This window comes from Candidatus Eisenbacteria bacterium, from assembly GCA_035712145.1.
Lineage (GTDB): Bacteria > Eisenbacteria > RBG-16-71-46 > RBG-16-71-46 > RBG-16-71-46 > DASTBI01.
Window position 1 is genome coordinate 1 of record DASTBI010000009.1, and the last position, 17,850, is coordinate 17,850.

The window sequence follows — 17,850 nt, forward strand, 5'->3', positions numbered from 1 at the left end:
CAGGGCGACCGTCGAGAACTTGCGGCTCCGGTGCCGGGGGCACAACCAATACGAGGCCGAGTGCACGTTCGGCGTGGGATTCATGCAAAGCAAGCGCGAGGCACGAGTGGAGAGAGCTTCTCAACGGACCGCGCAGCCGGACAAACCAGAGGCCAAGCCCAAATCGGACGAAGAGGTCATCCATTGCCTGCGCGGCCTCGAGTTTACCTGCAGGAAGCGAGGAGCGCGGCCCAACTTTGCGAAACCATCCCAAACGCGCCACTCGAGGAGCGAGTGAAACGCGCACTGGCCGGGTGGCTACCCCGAGGAACTGTCCGGACCCCAGCGCCGCGTGGGCTGGAACCGGGCGCTCCCTAGCGCCAAGTCGGGTGATACGCTGCCCCGAGCTTGGGCCAATAAGGTTGCACGGGTATCCATGAGTTCGTTGAGTCCAGGCGAAGCCTTCCCCTGCTCTCTCACTGCGTGGGCGCATGTTCTACATCCACCGCGACACCGTCGCCTTCACCGTCGGGCGCTTGCCTGAAGCATGCAGCGAGGCTCCTAGCTTGATCTGGACCGACCGGGCTCATCGACGATATCGCAGGAGGATACCGCCCCTCTTCAACTGGAACGTCGAGGGGCTTTGGTGCACCGAGCACTACTTGGTCTTCAGCCCGGTCGCGGACTATGAGTACGGTCAGCACGACGAACGTATCGGGTTCTGGCATCTCAAGGATGGCCGCGTGGTCCTTTCGTCTGGGCTGATTCGCGGGTGGCGTGAAGCTCACATCGCCGAATCGAATGGGGCCCTCGTCTTCGCGACGGAGGACTCGGTTCTCGCTCTTTGGCCCGAGCGGCGTTCGTATTCGGTCGGCCCTCGCAGCAAACGTGCGCGGGGTCGTTGAAGCGAGGCCCTCAGCCGACGCGCACGCGGCGCCGCGCCACCGCCGGAATGCGAGGCTCGGGAGTCAGGATGCCTTCGAGGTTGAGCGGATCGGTCGCCGCCACCTGAAGACCTGAAGGCAGCCGCTCGGCGGCGTCCGCGGGTCCCACGATCTGCAGGGTCTTGCGGCGCAGTCGGCGCAGCAGCTCGACCGCTTCCGGCCGCGCGTACTGCTCGCCGGAGAAGCGCTGCACGAAACGTCCGCCGCGCACGTCACCCTTGAGCTCGAGATGGCGATACACGCGGACGAGATCCCGCCATGCCACGGGAATGCGCTCGCGCTCCAGCAGCCGCCGGAACACCACGCCGTAGCGGTCGAGCAGCCGCTGGGCGACGAATTCGACCAGGTCCTCGTCGCGCACGATCGCGGACTCCGGGCCGGCCGCGCGAAAGCGCGACCAGCGGCCGGCGGGGACGAGCGGCGACGCCTTGAGCACCCCGCGACGGCGCGAGGGCGGCGTGATGAGACGCCGAAGGCCGCCGAACGAGTCGCAGGTCACCATGCCGTGCCCGATCAGCTGCGTGAGCCCCATCTCGAAGTGCGAAGGCAGGAGGCTCGTGGCGCGCTCCAGCTCCTGCGTGAAGCATGCGCCCCGGGTCTCGAGCACGCCGGCGATCAGCCGCGCGTAAGTCCCCAGGCCCTCGGGCTCGAGCGATACGGCGCGGCGTGACAGCGCGAGCCACAGGTCCAGATCCTGCCGCGGCAGCAGGCAGATGGGCGCCGAACGAATCGCCGTGTTGCCCCGGCCCCACAGGCGGCCCCACACGACCTCGCCGGTGAGCGTCAGCTGATCGAGCCACTCGCCGCGCGAGTCGTTGAGCCGCGACGGCAGGATCGAAGCCTCCCACTCCGCGGCCGGCGCCTCGAACCCGGCGAGCTTGCGCACCACTTCGAGCGCGCCGCGTGGTCCCTCGAGGCGGAACATCGGATCGGCGTGCTGCCAGCAGGCCAGGAATCGCCAGAAATCTCCCGCGGTGACCGCCTCGATCTCGCGACGCAGCCGTTCGAGGGTGTAGCGGTGGATGCGCGCCAGCAACCGTCGCTCACACCATGCTGCCCGGCCTTCCACCCGGCAGCGCAGGATCACCCCCTCGGCTTCCAGCTCGAGCAGCAGGCGTTCCTCGATCGCCGCATCTTCGGCGAACACCGGGCCCAGCGCATCGAGCCGGCCGCGGAGCATCGCCTTCTCGTCGGTCGAGGCTTCGACCGCGCGCCAGCGCGCCGCGCGCCCTTCGCCCTCGCGCACCACGCGGCCCGCGGCGCGCAGCTCCTCGAGCCACGGAACCCATTCGGATTCGGCCGCCTCGTCCTCGCGCACGTAGCCCATCCACGACAGCGCCTCGTGCAATTCGTCCGCGCTCTCGGGCTGCGGCCAGGCTTCATCGCGCACGCGGGCGACCGCATCGGAGTCGAGGGCGCCGAGCGTGTCCTGCAGCTCGGCGGGCAGGTGTCGCCGCGTCATCACCGCCTGCGTGCGGCGCTCCTCCAGCGGTGCGGGGTCGAGGAACGCATAAGGCATGGCATTCAGGATGCCGCGCGCGAACGCCGATGGCTCGGTGGTGTCGACCGCGACGCGGCGGATGCGCCCGTCCTGGATGCCGCGCAGCACCTCGAGGAAGCCATCGACATCCATCGCCTCGTGGAGGCAATCCTCGATCGTCTGTCTCACCAGCGGATGCTCCCAGGGCACGGGCGCGTCGCCGGGCGGCAGCGTCTCGGGACAGGCCAGCACCTGAGGGAATGCCTTGACCAGCAGGTCCTCGGCGCGCATCCGCAGGAGCGGCGTCGGCACGCGGCGGCCGCCCTTGCCGGTGCGCGAGAGCAGCAGCGACCGCGCGGCATTCCACCGCCAGCGCGTGCCGAACATGGGGGCCGCGAGCAGCGCCTGGACCAGCAGATCGCGGGCGCGGTCCGGATGCAGGTAGTCGAACACCTCTTCGAGCGCGAAGCTGTGCTGCGGACCGAGCGAGAGCACGATCGCTTCCTCGTTGGCCGCCGCCTGCAGCTCGAAGCCGAAGCCGCGGCAGAAGCGCTTTCGGAGCGCCAGTCCCCAGGCGCGGTTGATGCGGCCGCCGAACGGGGAGTGCACCACGAGCTGCATGCCTCCGGACTCGTCGAAGAAGCGCTCGAGCACCACGCACTCGGGCGTCGGGATGGCTCCCAGCGCCCGCGCGCCTTCCTGCAGGAAGCCCGACAGCTCGCGGGCGACCTCCTCGTCCACGCCGACCTCGGACTCGAGCCACGCCGGGTCCTGGCCGCCGACTCGGATCCGAGCCAACGCCGCCGAAAGCTCGCGCGTCCTGGCGGGAGCCTCGCCGAACCAGAACGGCACGGTCGGCGGAGAGCCCTTGGCGTCCGCGACCCGCACCACGCCCGGCTCGACCTTGAGGATCCGCCAGGAGGCGTTGCCGAGCTGGAAGATGTCGCCGATGTTCGCCTCGACCGCGAAGTCCTCGTCGAGCGAGCCGACGTGTGTGTCCTCCGGCTCGACCACCACCCGGTACTGCCCGGTATCCGGAATCGCGCCGCCGGAGGTCAGCGCGGTGATACGGGCGCGCCGCGTGGCGCGCAGCCGCTGATGGACGCCGTCCCGGTGGAGGTAGGCGCTCCGGCCATCGGTGTGGAGCGCGATGACCGCGTCGAAATCGGCGCGCGTGAGCTCGCGGTACGGCCAGGCGCGCGCGAGCGTTTCGTAGAGGCGCTGCTCGTCCCAGGTCTCGGGAAGGCAGGCCGCGACGATCTGCTGCGCGAGGATGTCGAGCGGCTGATGCGTCTGCGGCGTGCGATCCAGCTCGCCCTTTCGCACCGCGTCGATCAGCGCCACTGCGCACACCAGCTCGTCCTCGGTGAGCGGGAAGAGACGCCCTGCGGGTGTGCGCCCGATGCCATGGCCGCTGCGTCCCACGCGTTGCAGCAAAGCGGCGATCGAGGCGGTGACACCGATCTGCACCACCAGATCCACGTCGCCGATGTCGATCCCGAGCTCGAGCGACGACGTGGCGACCAGCGCGCGCAGCTTTCCCGACTTCAGCGCCTCTTCGGCTTCCAGCCGCCTTTCCTTCGCGAGGCTCCCGTGATGGCTGGAGACCAGGCCTTCGCCGAGCGCTTGGGTGAGCTTCGCGGCGATCCTCTCGGCGAGCTTGCGGGTGTTCACGAACACCAGCGTGGTGCGGTGAGCGCGCACCAGGTCGGCGACCTTGCGGACGATCTCGTCCCATGTCTCGGAGGAGCACACCGCGGACAGCGGGGAGTCCGGCAACGCGATCTTCAGATCGAGATTGCGGCGATGCCCAATGTCGACCAGCTCGCATTCACGCCGGACGCCGACCAGGAGCCGGGCCACGTCCTCGATCGGCTTCTGCGTCGCGGACAGACCGATGCGCTGCAGGGGATGCTCGACCAGCGCCTCCAGCCGCTCGATCGAGAGCGCGAGGTGCGCGCCGCGCTTGTCTCCCGCGATGGCGTGGATCTCGTCGAGGATCACCGTGCGCACGGTGCGCAGCACCTCGCGCCCGCCGTCGCTGGTGAGCATCAGGTACAGCGACTCGGGGGTCGTGACCAGGATGTGCGGTGGTCGCTTGCGCATCGCGGTGCGCGCGCTGCCGGGTGTGTCGCCGCTCCGCACCAGCACGCGCACCTCGGGGAAGCTCGGCTGGAGAGCCTTGAGCTCGGCCAGAGGCGCCGACAGGTTCTTGCGCACGTCATTGCCGAGCGCCTTGAGTGGGGAGACGTAGAGCACCTGGGTCTCGTCGGGCAGCTGGCTGCCCTGGGCGAGCATGCGGTCGATCGCCCACAGGAATGCCGCGAGGGTCTTGCCGGTTCCCGTCGGCGCGGAGATCAGCGTGTGGCGGCCTGAGCGGATCTTCGGCCAGCCCTCGATCTGAGGAGGCGAGGGCTCGCCGACCGCTTCCTTGAACCAGCGCTGAATGACGGGATGAAACGCTGCGAGTGGCATTCGATCGAGGCTACCAAACAGTGCCATGATCGCTCCTCATGGACTTCGCGGAGCTGGTCACGGTGTCGCGAAAGGTGAGCGAAGCTTCGGGACGGCTGGAGAAGGTCCAGCTGCTCTCGGACCTGCTGCGCCGCCTCGAGCCGCACGAGATTCCCGCGGCCGTCGGGATCCTGTCGGGCCAGCCCCGACAGGGCCGCATCGGGGTCGGCTGGGCTGCCCTGCAGGCCGCGAGCGAAGCGAACGCGGGGCCCCCGACGCTGTTCGATGCCGCCCACCTGGAAGTCGATCCGCCCCTCACCGTCTCGGACCTCGATGCCTCGCTCCAGCGCCTCTTGGCCACTTCAGGGAAGGGCTCCTCGGTGCGAAGGGCCACGGAGCTGGCCTCGCTCTTCCGCCGTGCGGGGCCTTCGGGCCGGGACTTCCTGATCCGTCTGCTGACCGGAGAGCTGCGTCAAGGTGCGCTGGGCGGGACCATGGAGGAGGCGATCGTCCGGGCCTCCGGGCTCGAAGCGCCGGAAGTCCGCCGGGCGGTGATGCTGATCGGCGATCTCGGAACCGTGGCGAGCGCGGCGTTGAGTGGTGGGCAAGCGGCGCTCGCCTCCTTCCATCTGGCCATGTTCCGGCCTTTGGCGCCGATGCTGGCGCAAGCGGCCGAGACCCTGGAAGAGGCCTTGGAGCGGCTCGAGGAAGCGGCCTTCGAGTACAAGCTCGACGGGGCGCGCGTGCAGATCCACCGCGAAGGACGCGACGTGCGGGTGTTCTCGCGCCTGATGAACGACGTGACCGCCGCGGTCCCCGAGGTGGTGGACGTGGTGAGCGCTCTGCCTCTCGATTCCGTGGTGCTCGATGCCGAGACCATCGCGCTCAAGGACGACGGCACACCCCATCCGTTCCAGATCACGATGAAACGCTTCGGGCGGAGGCTCGATATCGAGCGAGTGCGAGGCGAGCTGCCGCTCACCACGTTCGCCTTCGATCTTCTGCACTTGGATGGCGAAGACTGGTTCGGTCGTCCGGGACGGGATCGCTTCGCCGCCCTTCGCCGAGTCGCGCCCGACATGGCGGTGCCGCAGATCATCACCTCCGAGATCGCGGAGGCGGAGCGTTTTCTGGACGAGGCGCTGAGCCGAGGCCACGAGGGACTGATGGCCAAGTCGCTGGACTCGAGCTACGAGGCGGGCAGCCGCGGCTATTCGTGGCTCAAGATCAAGCCGGCGCACACGCTCGACCTGGTGGTGCTCGCCGCGGAGTGGGGCCACGGCCGGCGTCAAGGCTGGCTCAGCAATCTTCACCTCGGCGCGCGCAATGCCGAGGGCGGCTTCACCATGCTCGGCAAGACATTCAAAGGCATGACCGACGAGATGCTGGCTTGGCAGACGGAGCATCTCCAGTCGATCGCCACCCGGAGCGATCGGCACGTGGTCCACGTACGACCCGAGCTGGTGGTGGAGATCGCCTTCGGCGACGTGCAGGAGAGCCCGCGCTACGAAGGCGGGATGGCCCTGCGCTTCGCCCGGGTCAAGCGCTACCGCGAGGACAAGCCGGTGGGCGAGATCGACACCGTGGAGACGGTGCGCGCGATCATGGAAGGGCGCCGGCGCCGCGGGACGCGCAGTGGCGCTTCTTCTCCATGAACTCACTTCCGAACGTGCGCTCTGCCATGAACTGATTGTGCGCCCGGCACAGAAGCCGGATGCCTAGCACCGTCGCTCGGCCACCTCGGGCCACTTCTTGAATATGATCGAACTCGAGGCGTTCTAGATCCCCATTCGGAACCTGATGGCTCAGCAAGGCCTGGGCGTGACGCAGGCAGTCATGAGCTTCTTGGCTCAAGGTGACCTGTAACGTGAATCGCTTCGGCGCGATGGCGGTGAGCCGGGGAGGCGTTCTGGGTTTCACTTGGGGCCCGGAGCCAGGCTCTTCTCCTGCCGAATGCGGGACCTTCGGTGCTTCTGAAAAAGTCTCAACTGTCCCCGGGGACAGTTCGCTCGCTTCAAGCCGCTCCGGATTCGGGACGACCGGCCGCAACCGACTCGGAACATCTGGCTGCGGGAAGCGCTCGGCCAGGAGCCGCTCGACCTGCGCCTTGCTCTTGCGAGAGGCGGCAGCGATCAACTCGTCGGCTTCGTCCGCCGTGGTGGACTCGGTTAGGCGAGCCGCGAGTAGAACCACCGCGGAGAGATTCAGCCGACCATCCGCCACCGCGGCGAAGATCTCTGGAAATCGGCGGCCCGTTCGCGCTGCGCGGATGCGCTTGAAGGCGGCCTGCTCGCAGAAGCCAAGCTCTTCGAGGCAGTAGGCGAACGTCGAAGGATACCCGGCGGGCAAACAGAGCCGGCGGGAATCGAATTCCGCGATATGGGCGAGAAGCGCCGCCGTCGTGGAACGATCTTGTGCGACGAGGGTCTTGAGATGAGTGACCAGGGTCTGGTCGGACAGGTGAGTCAGCGAAGTCATCATGGACATCTCGACGGGGGCGAGAGTCGGAGGCGAACGAATACTTTGTATCACGAGTGTTCCGGACGCTCTGGGAACTCGCGATAGCCGTTGTTCGCGTGAGAGATGAGAGTCGCGTGGAAACATGGCTGAGATCGCTCAACGCGCGATCCGTCGGCGACTGATGCGCAATGCAGCAGTGCGCGCGAGATCGCGCGCAACTTCCGCTCGCTAGGCCGTCAAGTTAATTGTTGGTCGGATCAGGACTGGTCACACAGAACAACCAGCTCTCAGTGCTTCCCAACCGCGTCGAGGCTCCGGATCAGCGTGCCGATGGATGCCAAGTGGTGGTCGTCGTGCTCGGCGACGAAGCGCACCATGTCCACCAGCCGCATCGGCCGCTCGAGCCGCGGATGCTGGGCCGTCATGGCGCGCGCGGCCGGATCCCAGGCGTCGAGCCGCTCGACCAAGGCACCGCGCACGCGGCGCACCTCGGCGAGCAGGTCGTCGATCTCACGCAGGTGGTGCCCGGCTTCCCAGGTCCGTCGGTTGGTCATGTCGGCCGGTCGCAGCCGCGGAGCACCCGCCAGGTAATCATCCAGCCGCCCGTCGTGCAGATGATCGAGATCGACGAGGTGGCCGATGTGCTCCTGGATCGACCAGCGCTCACCGTCGCGGCGCACCAGCCACTCGCGCGGAACGTCGCGGATGCGATCTTCGATGCGCGCCGGCGTGCCGCGCACCCGCTCGACCAGGACCGGCCACATCTCGACCGGCTCTTCGAATGGGAACCTGCGCTCGATCCACGGGATCATGGCGCCATTGAAGGCCGGTTCTCGGCTGGACGCAAGTGAGCGGACACGAACCGGCCCGCGGCCAGGTCGTTCTCGTGAAACCATCCGAGCGTCTCCGGCCCGCGCCGGGGGACGAGCCTCGTTTCAGGTGCGTCGGACGTGGGCAGGCGCTCGAACTCGGCGCGCTCGAGCCATACGACCGAGCGGCCGGTGATCCAGGCGTCGAGGTCGGGACGGTCGGAGAACAGGACATCGGCTCCATGCGCCTGCGCCACGGCGAGCGGTCGCAAGGTCCGGCGCTCCGCTTCGATCGCGGCCCGCAATCCAGGCGCCTCACGGGCGCGGGCGGATAAGTTCGCGACCGCGAACGGCAGCGTGAGCAGCAGCGGGATCGAGAGCGCAAGGGCCGGTCTCATGCGCCGGAGAAGGATCGAATGGCGGGCGCCGCCGATCGCGGCCAGCGCGGCGATCGGCGTCCACATCATCACGTAGCGTGGGCTCGGCTCGGTCAGCGTGATCAAGCCGACCGGAATCGCGACGAGCAGCAGCAGCGCCAGCCGTGCGGGCCTTTCGCAACGGAGGTAAGACAAGTACAGGTGCGCCACCGCCAGCGGAGCCGCCGCGTAGCTCGGCGCCGACAGGAGATGGAACAGTGCCCGTGGCGCCTGATGCGTCCACTTGGCGACCAGCCCCGGAGCCGCTTCGCCAATCGCTCGAGCCAGGCTGCCCGGAGCGAGATGGAAGTCACGGAGGGCCGAGAGCTCCGGCCAGCGCTGGGTATAGCAGACGAGCAGCAGCTCGGAGAGGTTCCCGTTGGGGAGCGCGCCGAAGGCGCGCGCGGCCCAGAGCGCCCCCAGGGGAAGCGCCAGGCCGGCGAGCGCCCGCCACCGGTCTTCCCCGCGTTTGAGCAGCGGCAGCGAGACCAGCGCCGCGATCGTCAGCTCGGGACGGGCCAGTGCGCCGATCCCGAGCGCGAGCCCGGCGGTGAGCCCGCGGGGATTGAATCGCCACGTCTGATCGATCGCCACGGCGATCGCGAGCGCACCCACCGCCATCGAGAGGTCGTGCGCGGCGGCATTCCACGAGAGCGGCGAGAGCGCGATGAGGATCAGCGTCGCCGCGCCGGCCGTCGCGCCCCATGATCGCGCCGCCGCACGCGCCGCGAACCAGGCGGCGAGCAGCACCAGCACGGCGCCCAGCCACGCCACGTGCTCGAGGGCTCGCTCGCCGCCGATTCGAATCCACGGCGCCACCATCAGCGGAAGCAGCGGGCCATGGACCCACATTCCCACGGTCCCGTCGGGCGCGCGCAGGGACCAGAGCGGCGGATGGATCACCGTGGTGCGGAAGCCGTCTCCCGCGATCAAATGCCGGGCGACCACGCCGTATTCCCACGGATCGTCGCGCGGGCCGGGTGCGCCGGCGTCGAGCCAGGCGAGTCCGGCGCTCCAGATCAACAGGCCGACCGCCAGAGCCGCCCAACGTTGGCCCGAAGTTCGTCGGTCGTCAGCGCTCCGTGGAGCCATGAATGGGGATTCAATGCGGGCGGAGGGCGGGACGCAAGCGGGCGCGGCTCACGCGGAGATGACCCATCCCGGGCGAAACGCTAGACTTCCGCGCTCGACTCTCGGCCAGGAGGAAGCGTGTCGCAGGATCTCTACGACGTGAAGCCGCGGGTGCGCGAGCGCGCCCATCTCAAGTCCATGGAGGAGTACCAGCGTCTCTACCGGCGCTCGCTCGAAGATCCCGCCGGGTTCTGGGCCGAGCAGGCCAGGAACCTCGACTGGTTCCATCCCTGGAACCACGTGCTCGACGTCGACACCCGGGAGATCGACTTCTCCTGGTATGGGGGAGGCCGGCTGAATGCCTGTTTCAACTGCGTCGATCGCCACGTCGCGACCCACCCCGACCGCACCGCCATCATCTGGGCGGCGGACGAGCCCGGCGTCTACCAACGAGTCTCCTACCGGGAGCTCAAGCACAACGTCTGCCGGATCGCGAACGTCCTGGTCCATCATGGCGTGAAGAAGGGCGATCGAGTGTGCATCTACATGCCGATGATTCCCGAGACCGCCTACGCCATGCTGGCGTGCGCCCGCATTGGCGCGGTCCACAGCGTGGTGTTCGGCGGCTTCTCCGCGGAATCGCTGAGCGATCGGATCATCGACGCGGCATGCGAAGTGGTGATCACGGCGAACGAAGGCCTGCGCGGCGGCAAGAGGATCCCGCTCAAGGCGATCACCGACGAGGCGATCGAGGGCCTCCCGGTGCGCAAGGTGCTGGTGGCTCGCCGCACCGACGCCGCGGTGCCGATGCGCGAAGGCCGCGACCTGTGGCTCGACGAGGAGATGAGGCACCAGCGCTCGACCTGCACCTTCGAGTGGATGGGGTCCGAGGATCCGCTGTTCGTGCTCTACACGTCGGGAAGCACCGGCAAACCGAAAGGGCTGCTCCACACCACGGGTGGATACCTGGTGTACGCGGCTCTGACCCACAAGCTGGTCTTCGACTATCACGAGGACGACATCTACTGTTGCGCCGCCGACGTCGGCTGGATCACGGGTCACAGCTACATCGTCTACGGACCGCTCGCCAACGGCGCCACCACCGTCATGTTCGAGTCGACGCCGGTGTATCCGGATCCGGGCCGCTATTGGCGGATGGTCGACGATCTCGGAATCAACATCTTCTACACCGCGCCCACCGCGCTGCGCGCCATCGCGCAAGCCGGCGACGATCACGTGAAGCGCTATCGCCGCGACAGCCTGCGCATTCTCGGCAGCGTGGGTGAGCCCATCAATCCCGAGATCTGGCGCTGGTACCACGACGTCGTCGGCGGCGGCCGCTGCGCCGTGGTGGACACCTGGTGGCAGACCGAGACCGGCGGAATCCTGATCACGCCGCTTCCCGGTGTCACCCGCACCAAGCCAGGATCGGCGACGCTGCCGTTCTTCGGCATCAAGCCCGTGGTGCTGAATCCCGAATCGGGTCAGGTGCTCGAAGGCAACGGTGTCACCGGTGCACTGTGTCTGGGAACGCCGTGGCCGGGTCAGGCGCGGACGGTGTACGGCGATCATGAGCGCTTCATCGACACGTATTTCAAACAACACAAAGGCTATTACTTCACCGGGGACGGCTGCCGTCGTGACGAGGACGGCTACTACTGGATCACCGGACGCATCGACGACGTGCTCAACGTCTCCGGGCACCGGCTCGGCACCGCCGAGGTGGAGAGTGCTTTGGTGGCGCACGAAGCCGTCGCCGAGGCAGCGGTCGTGGGGTTCCCGCACGCCATCAAGGGGCAGGGGATCTACGCCTACGTGCTCCTGACTTCGGACTACGCCAAGCGGCCGGCGGCGGAGCTCGAGGGCGCGCTCAAGGAGCAGGTGCGCCACGTGATCGGAGGCTTCGCCACGCCCGACGTGGTCCATGTGGCCCCCGGCCTTCCCAAGACGCGGAGCGGAAAGATCATGCGGCGGATCCTGCGCAAGATCGCCGCCGGCGAGTACGACGGCATGGGGGACATCACGACGCTCGCCGAGCCCGAAGTGGTGGAGAAACTGGTCGGGCAGCACCAGGCGCGCGCGAAAGCAACCACCGCGAGCTAGCCCGGTGCCGGCCCGATAAACCTAGGCGACCTTCTTCACCTGTCGCAGCACGTCCTGGTGGTGCTCGGTCTTCACCACCGTGGCCGCGCAGTGCTCTCCAAACGTTTCGAGCATGCGCGCGTGGGTTTCCCCGAACGGCTCGCCGCCGGTGCGCGCCACGCTCACCACCCCGATCGAGGCGCCGCGGAAGCGCAGCGGCACGCACAGCGCCGAAGCGATCGTGCGGCCGTGCTTGATCTCGTCGGGAAAACGCTCGGCCATCACCTGCGGGGTGAGCAGCAGCGTCTCGCCGCTGGCGAACACGTGGCCGGCGATGCCCTTCCCCGGCTCGACGCGCGCGCCGCTGACGAGCACCGAGTCGACGCCGCCCGCCGCTCGCACCTCGAGCATGCCGGTGGCGGGATTGTGCAGCATGATCGAGCACTGGGTCGCCTCCAGGCAGGAAGCCAGCCTTTGCGTCGCCAGCTCGAGCATGCTCGCGAGGTCGAGGCGCAGCTGGAGCTGAGTGCTGGTGTCGAACAGGAACGCGAGCTCGGTGAAGCGCGCCTGCATCGAGGCTTCGCGCACCGCGGCGTCACGCAGCCTGCGCTCGAGCTCACCGAGCTGGCGGTGCTTGTGCTGCGAATAGAGGACGAAGACCAGCACCAGGCCGAGCAGGCCGACCAGCGAAGGCCAGCGCGTCCTGAGGCTGAACCCCTCGGGGCTCTGCCACCAGCTGACCAGGACCAGCGTCACGCAGATCGCGGTCATGAGCAGACCGGCCAGCCCGCTCCAGAGCCGGCGCTGAGAATCGAGGAACCGGTAGCCGCGCGATGCGGCGCCTTCGGTCAGGGTCCTGGCCATGTGCTCCGTTATCGGTCCAGGCGCCGGCCGATTTGAGGCACTCTTTCGAACGCGCACGAGACCCGCGGGCGCCGCGCTTGGAGCTTTTCTCGCGAGTTTGGCAAGCTCCTGACTCGCGTCGCCCTGGAATGCGTAGCGTGTGTCGGCAACCCGGGAGGAATTCTCCATGCGCGATCGCATTCTCGATCCGGATCGCCGGCGCTTCATGAAGCTGGCGTTCGCGGCGCCCATCGTGTTCGCGGCCGGCGTCAAGCTGCGCTGGCTCGGCGACGCGTCGGCGGCCGACAAGCCGCCGAAGCTCTTGGCCACGCCCGAGTGCGGCGACGATGACGAGCCCACGCCGGAAGCCACCGAGGGGCCGTTCTTCAAGACCCACTCGCCTCTGCGCACGTCGCTGATCGAGAAGGGAACCGGGGGCACGCGGCTGGTGGTGACCGGCAAGGTGTTCACCGTCGGATGCGAGCCGGTCTCGGGCGCGCTCATCGACTTCTGGCAGGCGGACCACGATGGCGAGTACGACAACGCCGGCTTCAAGCTTCGCGGCCATCAGTTCACCGACGCTCAAGGCCAGTGGAAGCTGGAGACCGTGATGCCCGGCGTCTATCCGGGCCGCACCCGCCACATCCACGTCCGGGTGCAGGCCAGGAAGGGACGGCTGCTCACCACCCAGCTCTTCTTCCCCGACGAGGCGCGCAACCGGCGCGACTTCATCTTCGATCCGGAGCTGGTGATGGCGCTGCGAGAGCAGAGCGGACGCCGCGAAGGGCGGTTCCACTTCGTGCTACCCGCCTGAGCGCGGAAGGGAGAGAGGCGCCGGAGCGGCGCCCCTCTTGGCGAACGACTACATCACCAGCGTGCCGGTCCTGAGCAGGTAGGCGAGGCGGCCGCGCTGCTCGGCATCGAGCAACGCGTGGATCCTGGCCAGCGAATCCACCACCTTCTGCTGCACCGCTTCGGCGCTCCGTGTGCGCAAGCGCGTGGCCTCGGCCGCTTTCTCGCGATCGAAGCTCTCCAGGGCGGCGGCATCGGCCAGCAACGACAGCGCGCGCCGGTCATCGACATCCGCCTGAGCGCGCTCCGTCTTGAGGTCGTTGAGGATCGCCGCCAGCTCGGCCATCTGCGACTCCTGGAGCCCCAGCTTCCACGCGAGGAAGCGGAGGGGACGCCTGACGCCGAAGCGCTCGCCGGGATAGTGATGGTGCTCGTAACGGTGGGTGGGACGCCCGGAAGATCCGCAGCAGGCGCCGCGGTGGGCATGGGAATGATGACACATGAGGATTTCCTCCACTCGCCGGGGATCATGCCGCCGGCGGTTCCAGAGCGCGGGCACCATGCCTCGCGCCGAGAACAACGGTAGCAGGGCGGTCAAGATGGAGATGCTTCGTGGTAATTCCTTACTCTCCCCGGGGAGAGTAAGGAATTGCCTGGCTCCGAATCCGGGGAGTCTTGGAAACCATCAGCCAGGAGCTGTTAGGTCGATGCGACTCGACGTGCTGCTCCACGAGCTGCGTCTCTACAAGAGCCGTTCGCAGGCGGCTCTCGCGATCGAGGAGGGCCAGGTGCTGGTTGCTGGCCGCCCAGCAAAGGCGAGCCGTGACATCGAAGCCGGCGCCCGGCTCACGATGACCGGCGAATGGGGCACACGCACGATCGAGGTGCTCGAGCTGCCCCGGCGCTCGATGCGGAAAGCGGACGCGCACAAGCTGGTGCGTGAAGTGCCCGACCAGGGCTAGCCCGGTGGCCAGGTCATCGTCCGCCCGCCGAGCAGATGGAAGTGCAGGTGGAACACCGACTGGCCCGCACCGGGGCCCACGTTGGTGACGAGCCGCCAGCCGCCTTCCACTCCTTCCGCGCGGGCAATGCGCGACGCCAGCGTGAACAGCTCGCCCAGCATCGTGCCATGCTCGGGTCTGAGCGCTTCCGCGGAGTCGGCGAGGTGCTGCTTGGGAATCAGCAGCACGTGCGTCGGCGCCTGGGGACTCATGTCGCGGAACGCCAGCACCTGGTCTGTCTCGTCCACCTTCGACGTGGGCAACTCGCCCGCAGCGATCCTGCAGAAGATGCACGCGCTCACTTCCCGCCTCCTTTCACGAAACCAGGTCCTGCGTCGCCGAGGCCAGCTCGCGCAGCCGCTCGATCACGCGCTGGGTGGCGAAGGTGTCGAGCGCGCAGTAGCGGCGCAGCGATTCGCGAATGCGCTCCCGGTCGAACAGATCGCTGGGCTCTCCCTTCAACATGAGCCGTGAAAGCAGGCATCCCGCCAGGCGTCCCGCCGCCACGGCTCCGGTGTAGCGCACGTCGGGAGCGAGCGCCGGCGCCACGGACTTGAGGCCGAAGCGTCCATGGAAGGCCGGGTGGTACACGAACTGCCGCAGGATGGGCAGCGGATCGCGGAGCCGCTCGCGCAGCTCCCGGAGCTCGGCGGCGCGTTCCGGCACCGAATCTTCGAGGCTGGCGATCACCTCCGCCTCGAACTCCGCGTGGTAGGCGACGATCGTGCGTGCTCCGCGACAGGCATCGATCAACCGGCTCGCGATCTCACGGCGCGGGTCTTCGCCTTCGGTCGCGAGCCATCCGATCTCCTCGAAGACTCCGCCGCGCTCCAGGCGGCAGCTGAACTGCACCGGAATCGCCTCGAATGGATGCGTGCCGGGCCATACCGGGATGGCCGGGCTCACCGTCTCGAAGTCCAGATAGGCGAGAGGTGGCTCGAAGATGGTGAGCGCTTCGGCGAGCCCGGGCTCGACGATGATCCTCCCCTCGCGCACCGCGCGAATCTGGCGCAGCGCCACCGGGTCGAGGTCGATGCCTTCGGGCACCGAGCTGACATCGGCCACGGTGTGGAGTCCCTTGGCCGCGAGCTCGAACGCCACGGCGCCCGCGCGGTAGAGCGTGGTGACGTGGTGGGGCGGCACGTCGGCCCAGCAGCGGCGCATGAACGGACAGGGATAGGGGTTGGTGCAGTGGGGGCCGATCGCGACGTCGGGCAATGGACCGTCCAGCACCTTCAGCTGGCTCTCGACCGCCGCGGGGATCTCGGGCAGCAGCTCCTCGACGCCCTGGGTGACGTCGTCGCGCGCGAAGAGGCGGTCGAGGTCGGGATGCACGCACTCGGGCTCGAGCCGCATGATCTCGACCCGCTCGAGGGGAATCCCACTTTGCCGCAGGACCCACGTCTGGATCGCGGCATCCTGGAGATGGTGCAGGCGCGGCCGGGTCGTGGCCTTCACCTCGATCAGCACGAAGGCATCCGCTTCGCGGTCGAGGATGTCGACCGCGACGTAGGTCCCGTTCGCCATGAAGGCCGCCTCGTAGAGGCGGCGCCGCCCCGCGTCGAGCGCCTCCCGGGTTGCCTGAACCCGAGCCGTGAGGTCGTCATAGGCGCCGGGGATCATCACGCCGCCCGGCAGTGCCCGGCGGGCCCGCTCACCGACTTCGTGGCCTTCCTCGAAGCGGGCGCGGGCCTCCAGATTGGGGATCAGCTCGAGGGCGCCCGGCTCATGGACTCTCCACCAGAGCTGCTTGTGGCATTGAAGACCGTGAAGGAACCGGGTCTTGGAGAGCCGCCTCTCGGTCGAAGCGTTGTCCATGCGGGCAAATGTACCGCGCTTTGCGCGCGGCCGAAGGGGGGCTACTCGGAACGTGGGCGGTGTGGCCACGACTGCATGCCGCACTGGCTGGCCAGGGCGGAACCCTGAGATTCCTATCGACCTTGGCGGTTGTCTGGTCCAAGATCGTGCCTCGCGCGCGCGGCTCATCCGATGCGATCCACTCCCGAGCGATCGTTCCGGCAGAGCCGACGGCGTGTGTGTTCGTGCGCTCTCGTCGTTCGACCGCGTGCGGCGGGATCGCAGGTGTCGAGACGGGATTCCCAGTCCCCCAGGGGCCCGACGCTCCACCTGCACCCGCCGCCTCGACCTCGATCATTCCTCGGCGCACCGAAAATCCTTCCCAGCGTTGGCGTTCCGGCAGAAAGGCGCTTGACCTTCGCTTGACGGAGCGTAGGATTGGCGCGGCTACGGCATCAACGGGTCCTGGTTGATCCGGCGGTCTACCATCGTCGGGCGAGCGTACTCGCGCGCCCTCCCAAGCGTTTTGGATTTCGCTTATGCATCGTGCGTCCCCAGCGCCAGCGCGTTTCCCTCGCCCGGACTCGACCAACGCCCGCTGGGAATGAACCCCTCCTCTGGAAGGAGGCTCTCGCTTCCCTGAACGGGCGAGCCTGCGTTTCGAATCGCGTTTCCGAGTCCCCCTCGAACCTCTCTCTAGGAGGAACGCCATGAAGCGCTTCTTTCGCGCCGTCAGCGTGGTCGCATTCCTGATCGCGACCACAGCGGGCGCGGCGTGGTCCCAGTCCGTAGACGATGAGTTGGGTGAAGCGATCTCGACGGTCGATGGCAAGAAGCTCTACTTCGTCGAGCTCAACAATCCGCCGACCGCAGACGGCGGAGACCTCACCGCCATCCTGGCCGAGCAGACCGCCTTCCGCGGCGCGGCCAATGCAAGAGGGATCGGTTACACCGAGCGCAGCGCCCACCAGAAGCTGTGGAACGGTCTCTCGGTCGCCGTCGATCCCAAGGACCTCGGCAAGCTTCGCCGGCTGGGCGGAATCAAGTCCGTGCAGCCCGTGATCGAGATGAGCCTCCCGAACGAGCCGCCGGGTGAAGAGATCGACCTGAGCACCGCGCTGCAGATGACGGGCGCCAACGTGGCCCAGAACTCTCTCGGCCTGTCGGGCGCGGGCATCAAGGTCGGCATCATCGATACCGGTCAGGACTACGATCACGTGGCATTCGGTGGCGACGGTGTGTCCCGCAGCGACAGCCCGCTGTTCCCGACCTCACGCTCGATCGTCGGCCAGGATTTCGTCGGCAACACCTGGGCGCCTGGGCAGGTTCCGGTTCCGGATGCTCGGCCCGATGACTGCAACGGCCACGGCACCCACGTGTCGGGAATCGTCGGCGCGGGCGGAGGTTTCCCCGGGGTCGCCCCCGCGGTCAGCTTCGGCGTCTACAAGGTGTTCGGATGCGGCAACACCACGGCCGCCGATGTCATGCTGCTGGCGATGGAGCGGGCGTTCGACGACGGCATGGACGTCATCAACATGAGCATCGGCGCCGCGCTCCAGTGGCCGACCTACCCGACGGCCGCGGCGGCGAAGAGCCTGGTGAACCAGGGCATGGTCGTCGTGGCGTCGGCGGGCAATGACGCCGTGTACGGCACGTATGCGGGCGGCGCGCCGGGCGTCGGCGAGAAGGTCATCAGCGTCGCCTCGTTCGACAACACGCACA

General features: G+C 68.1%; 13 protein-coding genes. 5 read left to right on the forward strand and 8 right to left on the reverse strand.

The features are described 5' to 3' along the window. Positions 1–894: 894 nt before the first annotated feature. Positions 895–4,905: a DEAD/DEAH box helicase gene (locus VFQ05_00345; protein ID HET9325200.1), complete on the reverse strand. Its 4,011-nt coding sequence runs from the start codon at positions 4,903–4,905 to the stop codon at positions 895–897. Between the two features lie 11 nt (positions 4,906–4,916). Here VFQ05_00345 and VFQ05_00350 point away from each other — a divergent pair, with 11 nt between their 5' ends. Next, the gene (locus tag VFQ05_00350; GenBank protein HET9325201.1) at positions 4,917–6,512 is read left to right on the forward strand and encodes an ATP-dependent DNA ligase; all 1,596 of its coding nucleotides are present in this window, start codon (positions 4,917–4,919) and stop codon (positions 6,510–6,512) included. Here VFQ05_00350 and VFQ05_00355 read toward each other — a convergent pair. From VFQ05_00355 to VFQ05_00365, 3 genes are all read right to left on the reverse strand, one after another. After that, entirely contained in the window at positions 6,460–7,338 is an 879-nt protein-coding gene (locus tag VFQ05_00355) for a hypothetical protein (GenBank protein HET9325202.1), read from the reverse strand. The genes VFQ05_00350 and VFQ05_00355 overlap by 53 nt on opposite strands. A gap of 266 nt (positions 7,339–7,604) precedes the next feature. Further along, on the reverse strand, positions 7,605–8,129 hold the full coding sequence (locus VFQ05_00360) for a DinB family protein (protein ID HET9325203.1): 525 nt from the start codon (positions 8,127–8,129) through the stop codon (positions 7,605–7,607). Then, positions 8,126–9,565 (reverse strand): hypothetical protein, encoded by a 1,440-nt coding sequence (locus VFQ05_00365; GenBank protein ID HET9325204.1) that lies wholly within the window; start codon positions 9,563–9,565, stop codon positions 8,126–8,128. The genes VFQ05_00360 and VFQ05_00365 overlap by 4 nt, the downstream gene beginning before the upstream one ends. Before the next feature lie 186 nt (positions 9,566–9,751). Between VFQ05_00365 and acs the strand changes: the two genes are divergently transcribed. Further along, the gene (acs, locus tag VFQ05_00370; protein ID HET9325205.1) at positions 9,752–11,716 is read left to right on the forward strand and encodes an acetate--CoA ligase; all 1,965 of its coding nucleotides are present in this window, start codon (positions 9,752–9,754) and stop codon (positions 11,714–11,716) included. 21 nt (positions 11,717–11,737) lie between these two features. Here acs and VFQ05_00375 read toward each other — a convergent pair whose 3' ends face one another. Beyond that, complete coding sequence (locus tag VFQ05_00375; GenBank protein ID HET9325206.1) at positions 11,738–12,559, reverse strand: GAF domain-containing protein; 822 nt, start codon at positions 12,557–12,559, stop codon at positions 11,738–11,740. A 166-nt stretch (positions 12,560–12,725) separates the two neighbouring features. On the opposite strand from VFQ05_00375, the gene VFQ05_00380 reads away from it, so the two are divergent. Continuing rightward, positions 12,726–13,352, forward strand: coding sequence for an intradiol ring-cleavage dioxygenase (locus VFQ05_00380; GenBank protein HET9325207.1), 627 nt, complete (start codon positions 12,726–12,728; stop codon positions 13,350–13,352). Between the two features lie 48 nt (positions 13,353–13,400). On the opposite strand, the gene VFQ05_00385 is transcribed toward VFQ05_00380, so the two are convergent. After that, positions 13,401–13,832, reverse strand: a complete 432-nt coding sequence (locus VFQ05_00385) for a hypothetical protein (GenBank protein HET9325208.1) — start codon at positions 13,830–13,832, stop codon at positions 13,401–13,403. Positions 13,833–14,037: 205 nt separating this feature from the next. Here VFQ05_00385 and VFQ05_00390 point away from each other — a divergent pair, with 205 nt between their 5' ends. Further along, entirely contained in the window at positions 14,038–14,292 is a 255-nt protein-coding gene (locus tag VFQ05_00390; protein HET9325209.1) for a S4 domain-containing protein, read from the forward strand. Here the strand turns inward: VFQ05_00390 and VFQ05_00395 are convergent. Together VFQ05_00395 and VFQ05_00400 are read right to left on the reverse strand one after the other, a co-directional pair. Next, on the reverse strand, positions 14,289–14,633 hold the full coding sequence (locus VFQ05_00395) for a histidine triad nucleotide-binding protein (protein ID HET9325210.1): 345 nt from the start codon (positions 14,631–14,633) through the stop codon (positions 14,289–14,291). The two genes, VFQ05_00390 and VFQ05_00395, sit on opposite strands and share 4 nt — an antisense overlap. Positions 14,634–14,646: 13 nt before the next feature. Continuing rightward, entirely contained in the window at positions 14,647–16,149 is a 1,503-nt protein-coding gene (locus VFQ05_00400) for a DUF2779 domain-containing protein (GenBank protein ID HET9325211.1), read from the reverse strand. A gap of 689 nt (positions 16,150–16,838) precedes the next feature. Between VFQ05_00400 and VFQ05_00405 the strand changes: the two genes are divergently transcribed. After that, positions 16,839–17,850 (forward strand): S8 family serine peptidase (locus VFQ05_00405; protein HET9325212.1); only part of this gene is annotated, 1,012 nt, incomplete at its 3' end.

Excerpts from the sequence above, each read along its gene's own strand:
- VFQ05_00360 (HET9325203.1), bottom strand. The coding sequence starts at position 8,129 with ATGATCCCGTGGATCGAGCGCAGGTTCCCATTCGAAGAGCCGGTCGAG.
- VFQ05_00375 (HET9325206.1), bottom strand. The coding sequence starts at position 12,559 with ATGGCCAGGACCCTGACCGAAGGCGCCGCATCGCGCGGCTACCGGTTC.
- VFQ05_00380 (HET9325207.1), top strand. The coding sequence starts at position 12,726 with ATGCGCGATCGCATTCTCGATCCGGATCGCCGGCGCTTCATGAAGCTG.
- VFQ05_00350 (HET9325201.1), top strand. The coding sequence starts at position 4,917 with ATGGACTTCGCGGAGCTGGTCACGGTGTCGCGAAAGGTGAGCGAAGCT.
- VFQ05_00385 (HET9325208.1), bottom strand. The coding sequence starts at position 13,832 with ATGTGTCATCATTCCCATGCCCACCGCGGCGCCTGCTGCGGATCTTCC.
- VFQ05_00345 (HET9325200.1), bottom strand. The coding sequence starts at position 4,905 with ATGGCACTGTTTGGTAGCCTCGATCGAATGCCACTCGCAGCGTTTCAT.
- VFQ05_00400 (HET9325211.1), bottom strand. The coding sequence starts at position 16,149 with ATGGACAACGCTTCGACCGAGAGGCGGCTCTCCAAGACCCGGTTCCTT.
- VFQ05_00390 (HET9325209.1), top strand. The coding sequence starts at position 14,038 with ATGCGACTCGACGTGCTGCTCCACGAGCTGCGTCTCTACAAGAGCCGT.
- VFQ05_00355 (HET9325202.1), bottom strand. The coding sequence starts at position 7,338 with ATGATGACTTCGCTGACTCACCTGTCCGACCAGACCCTGGTCACTCAT.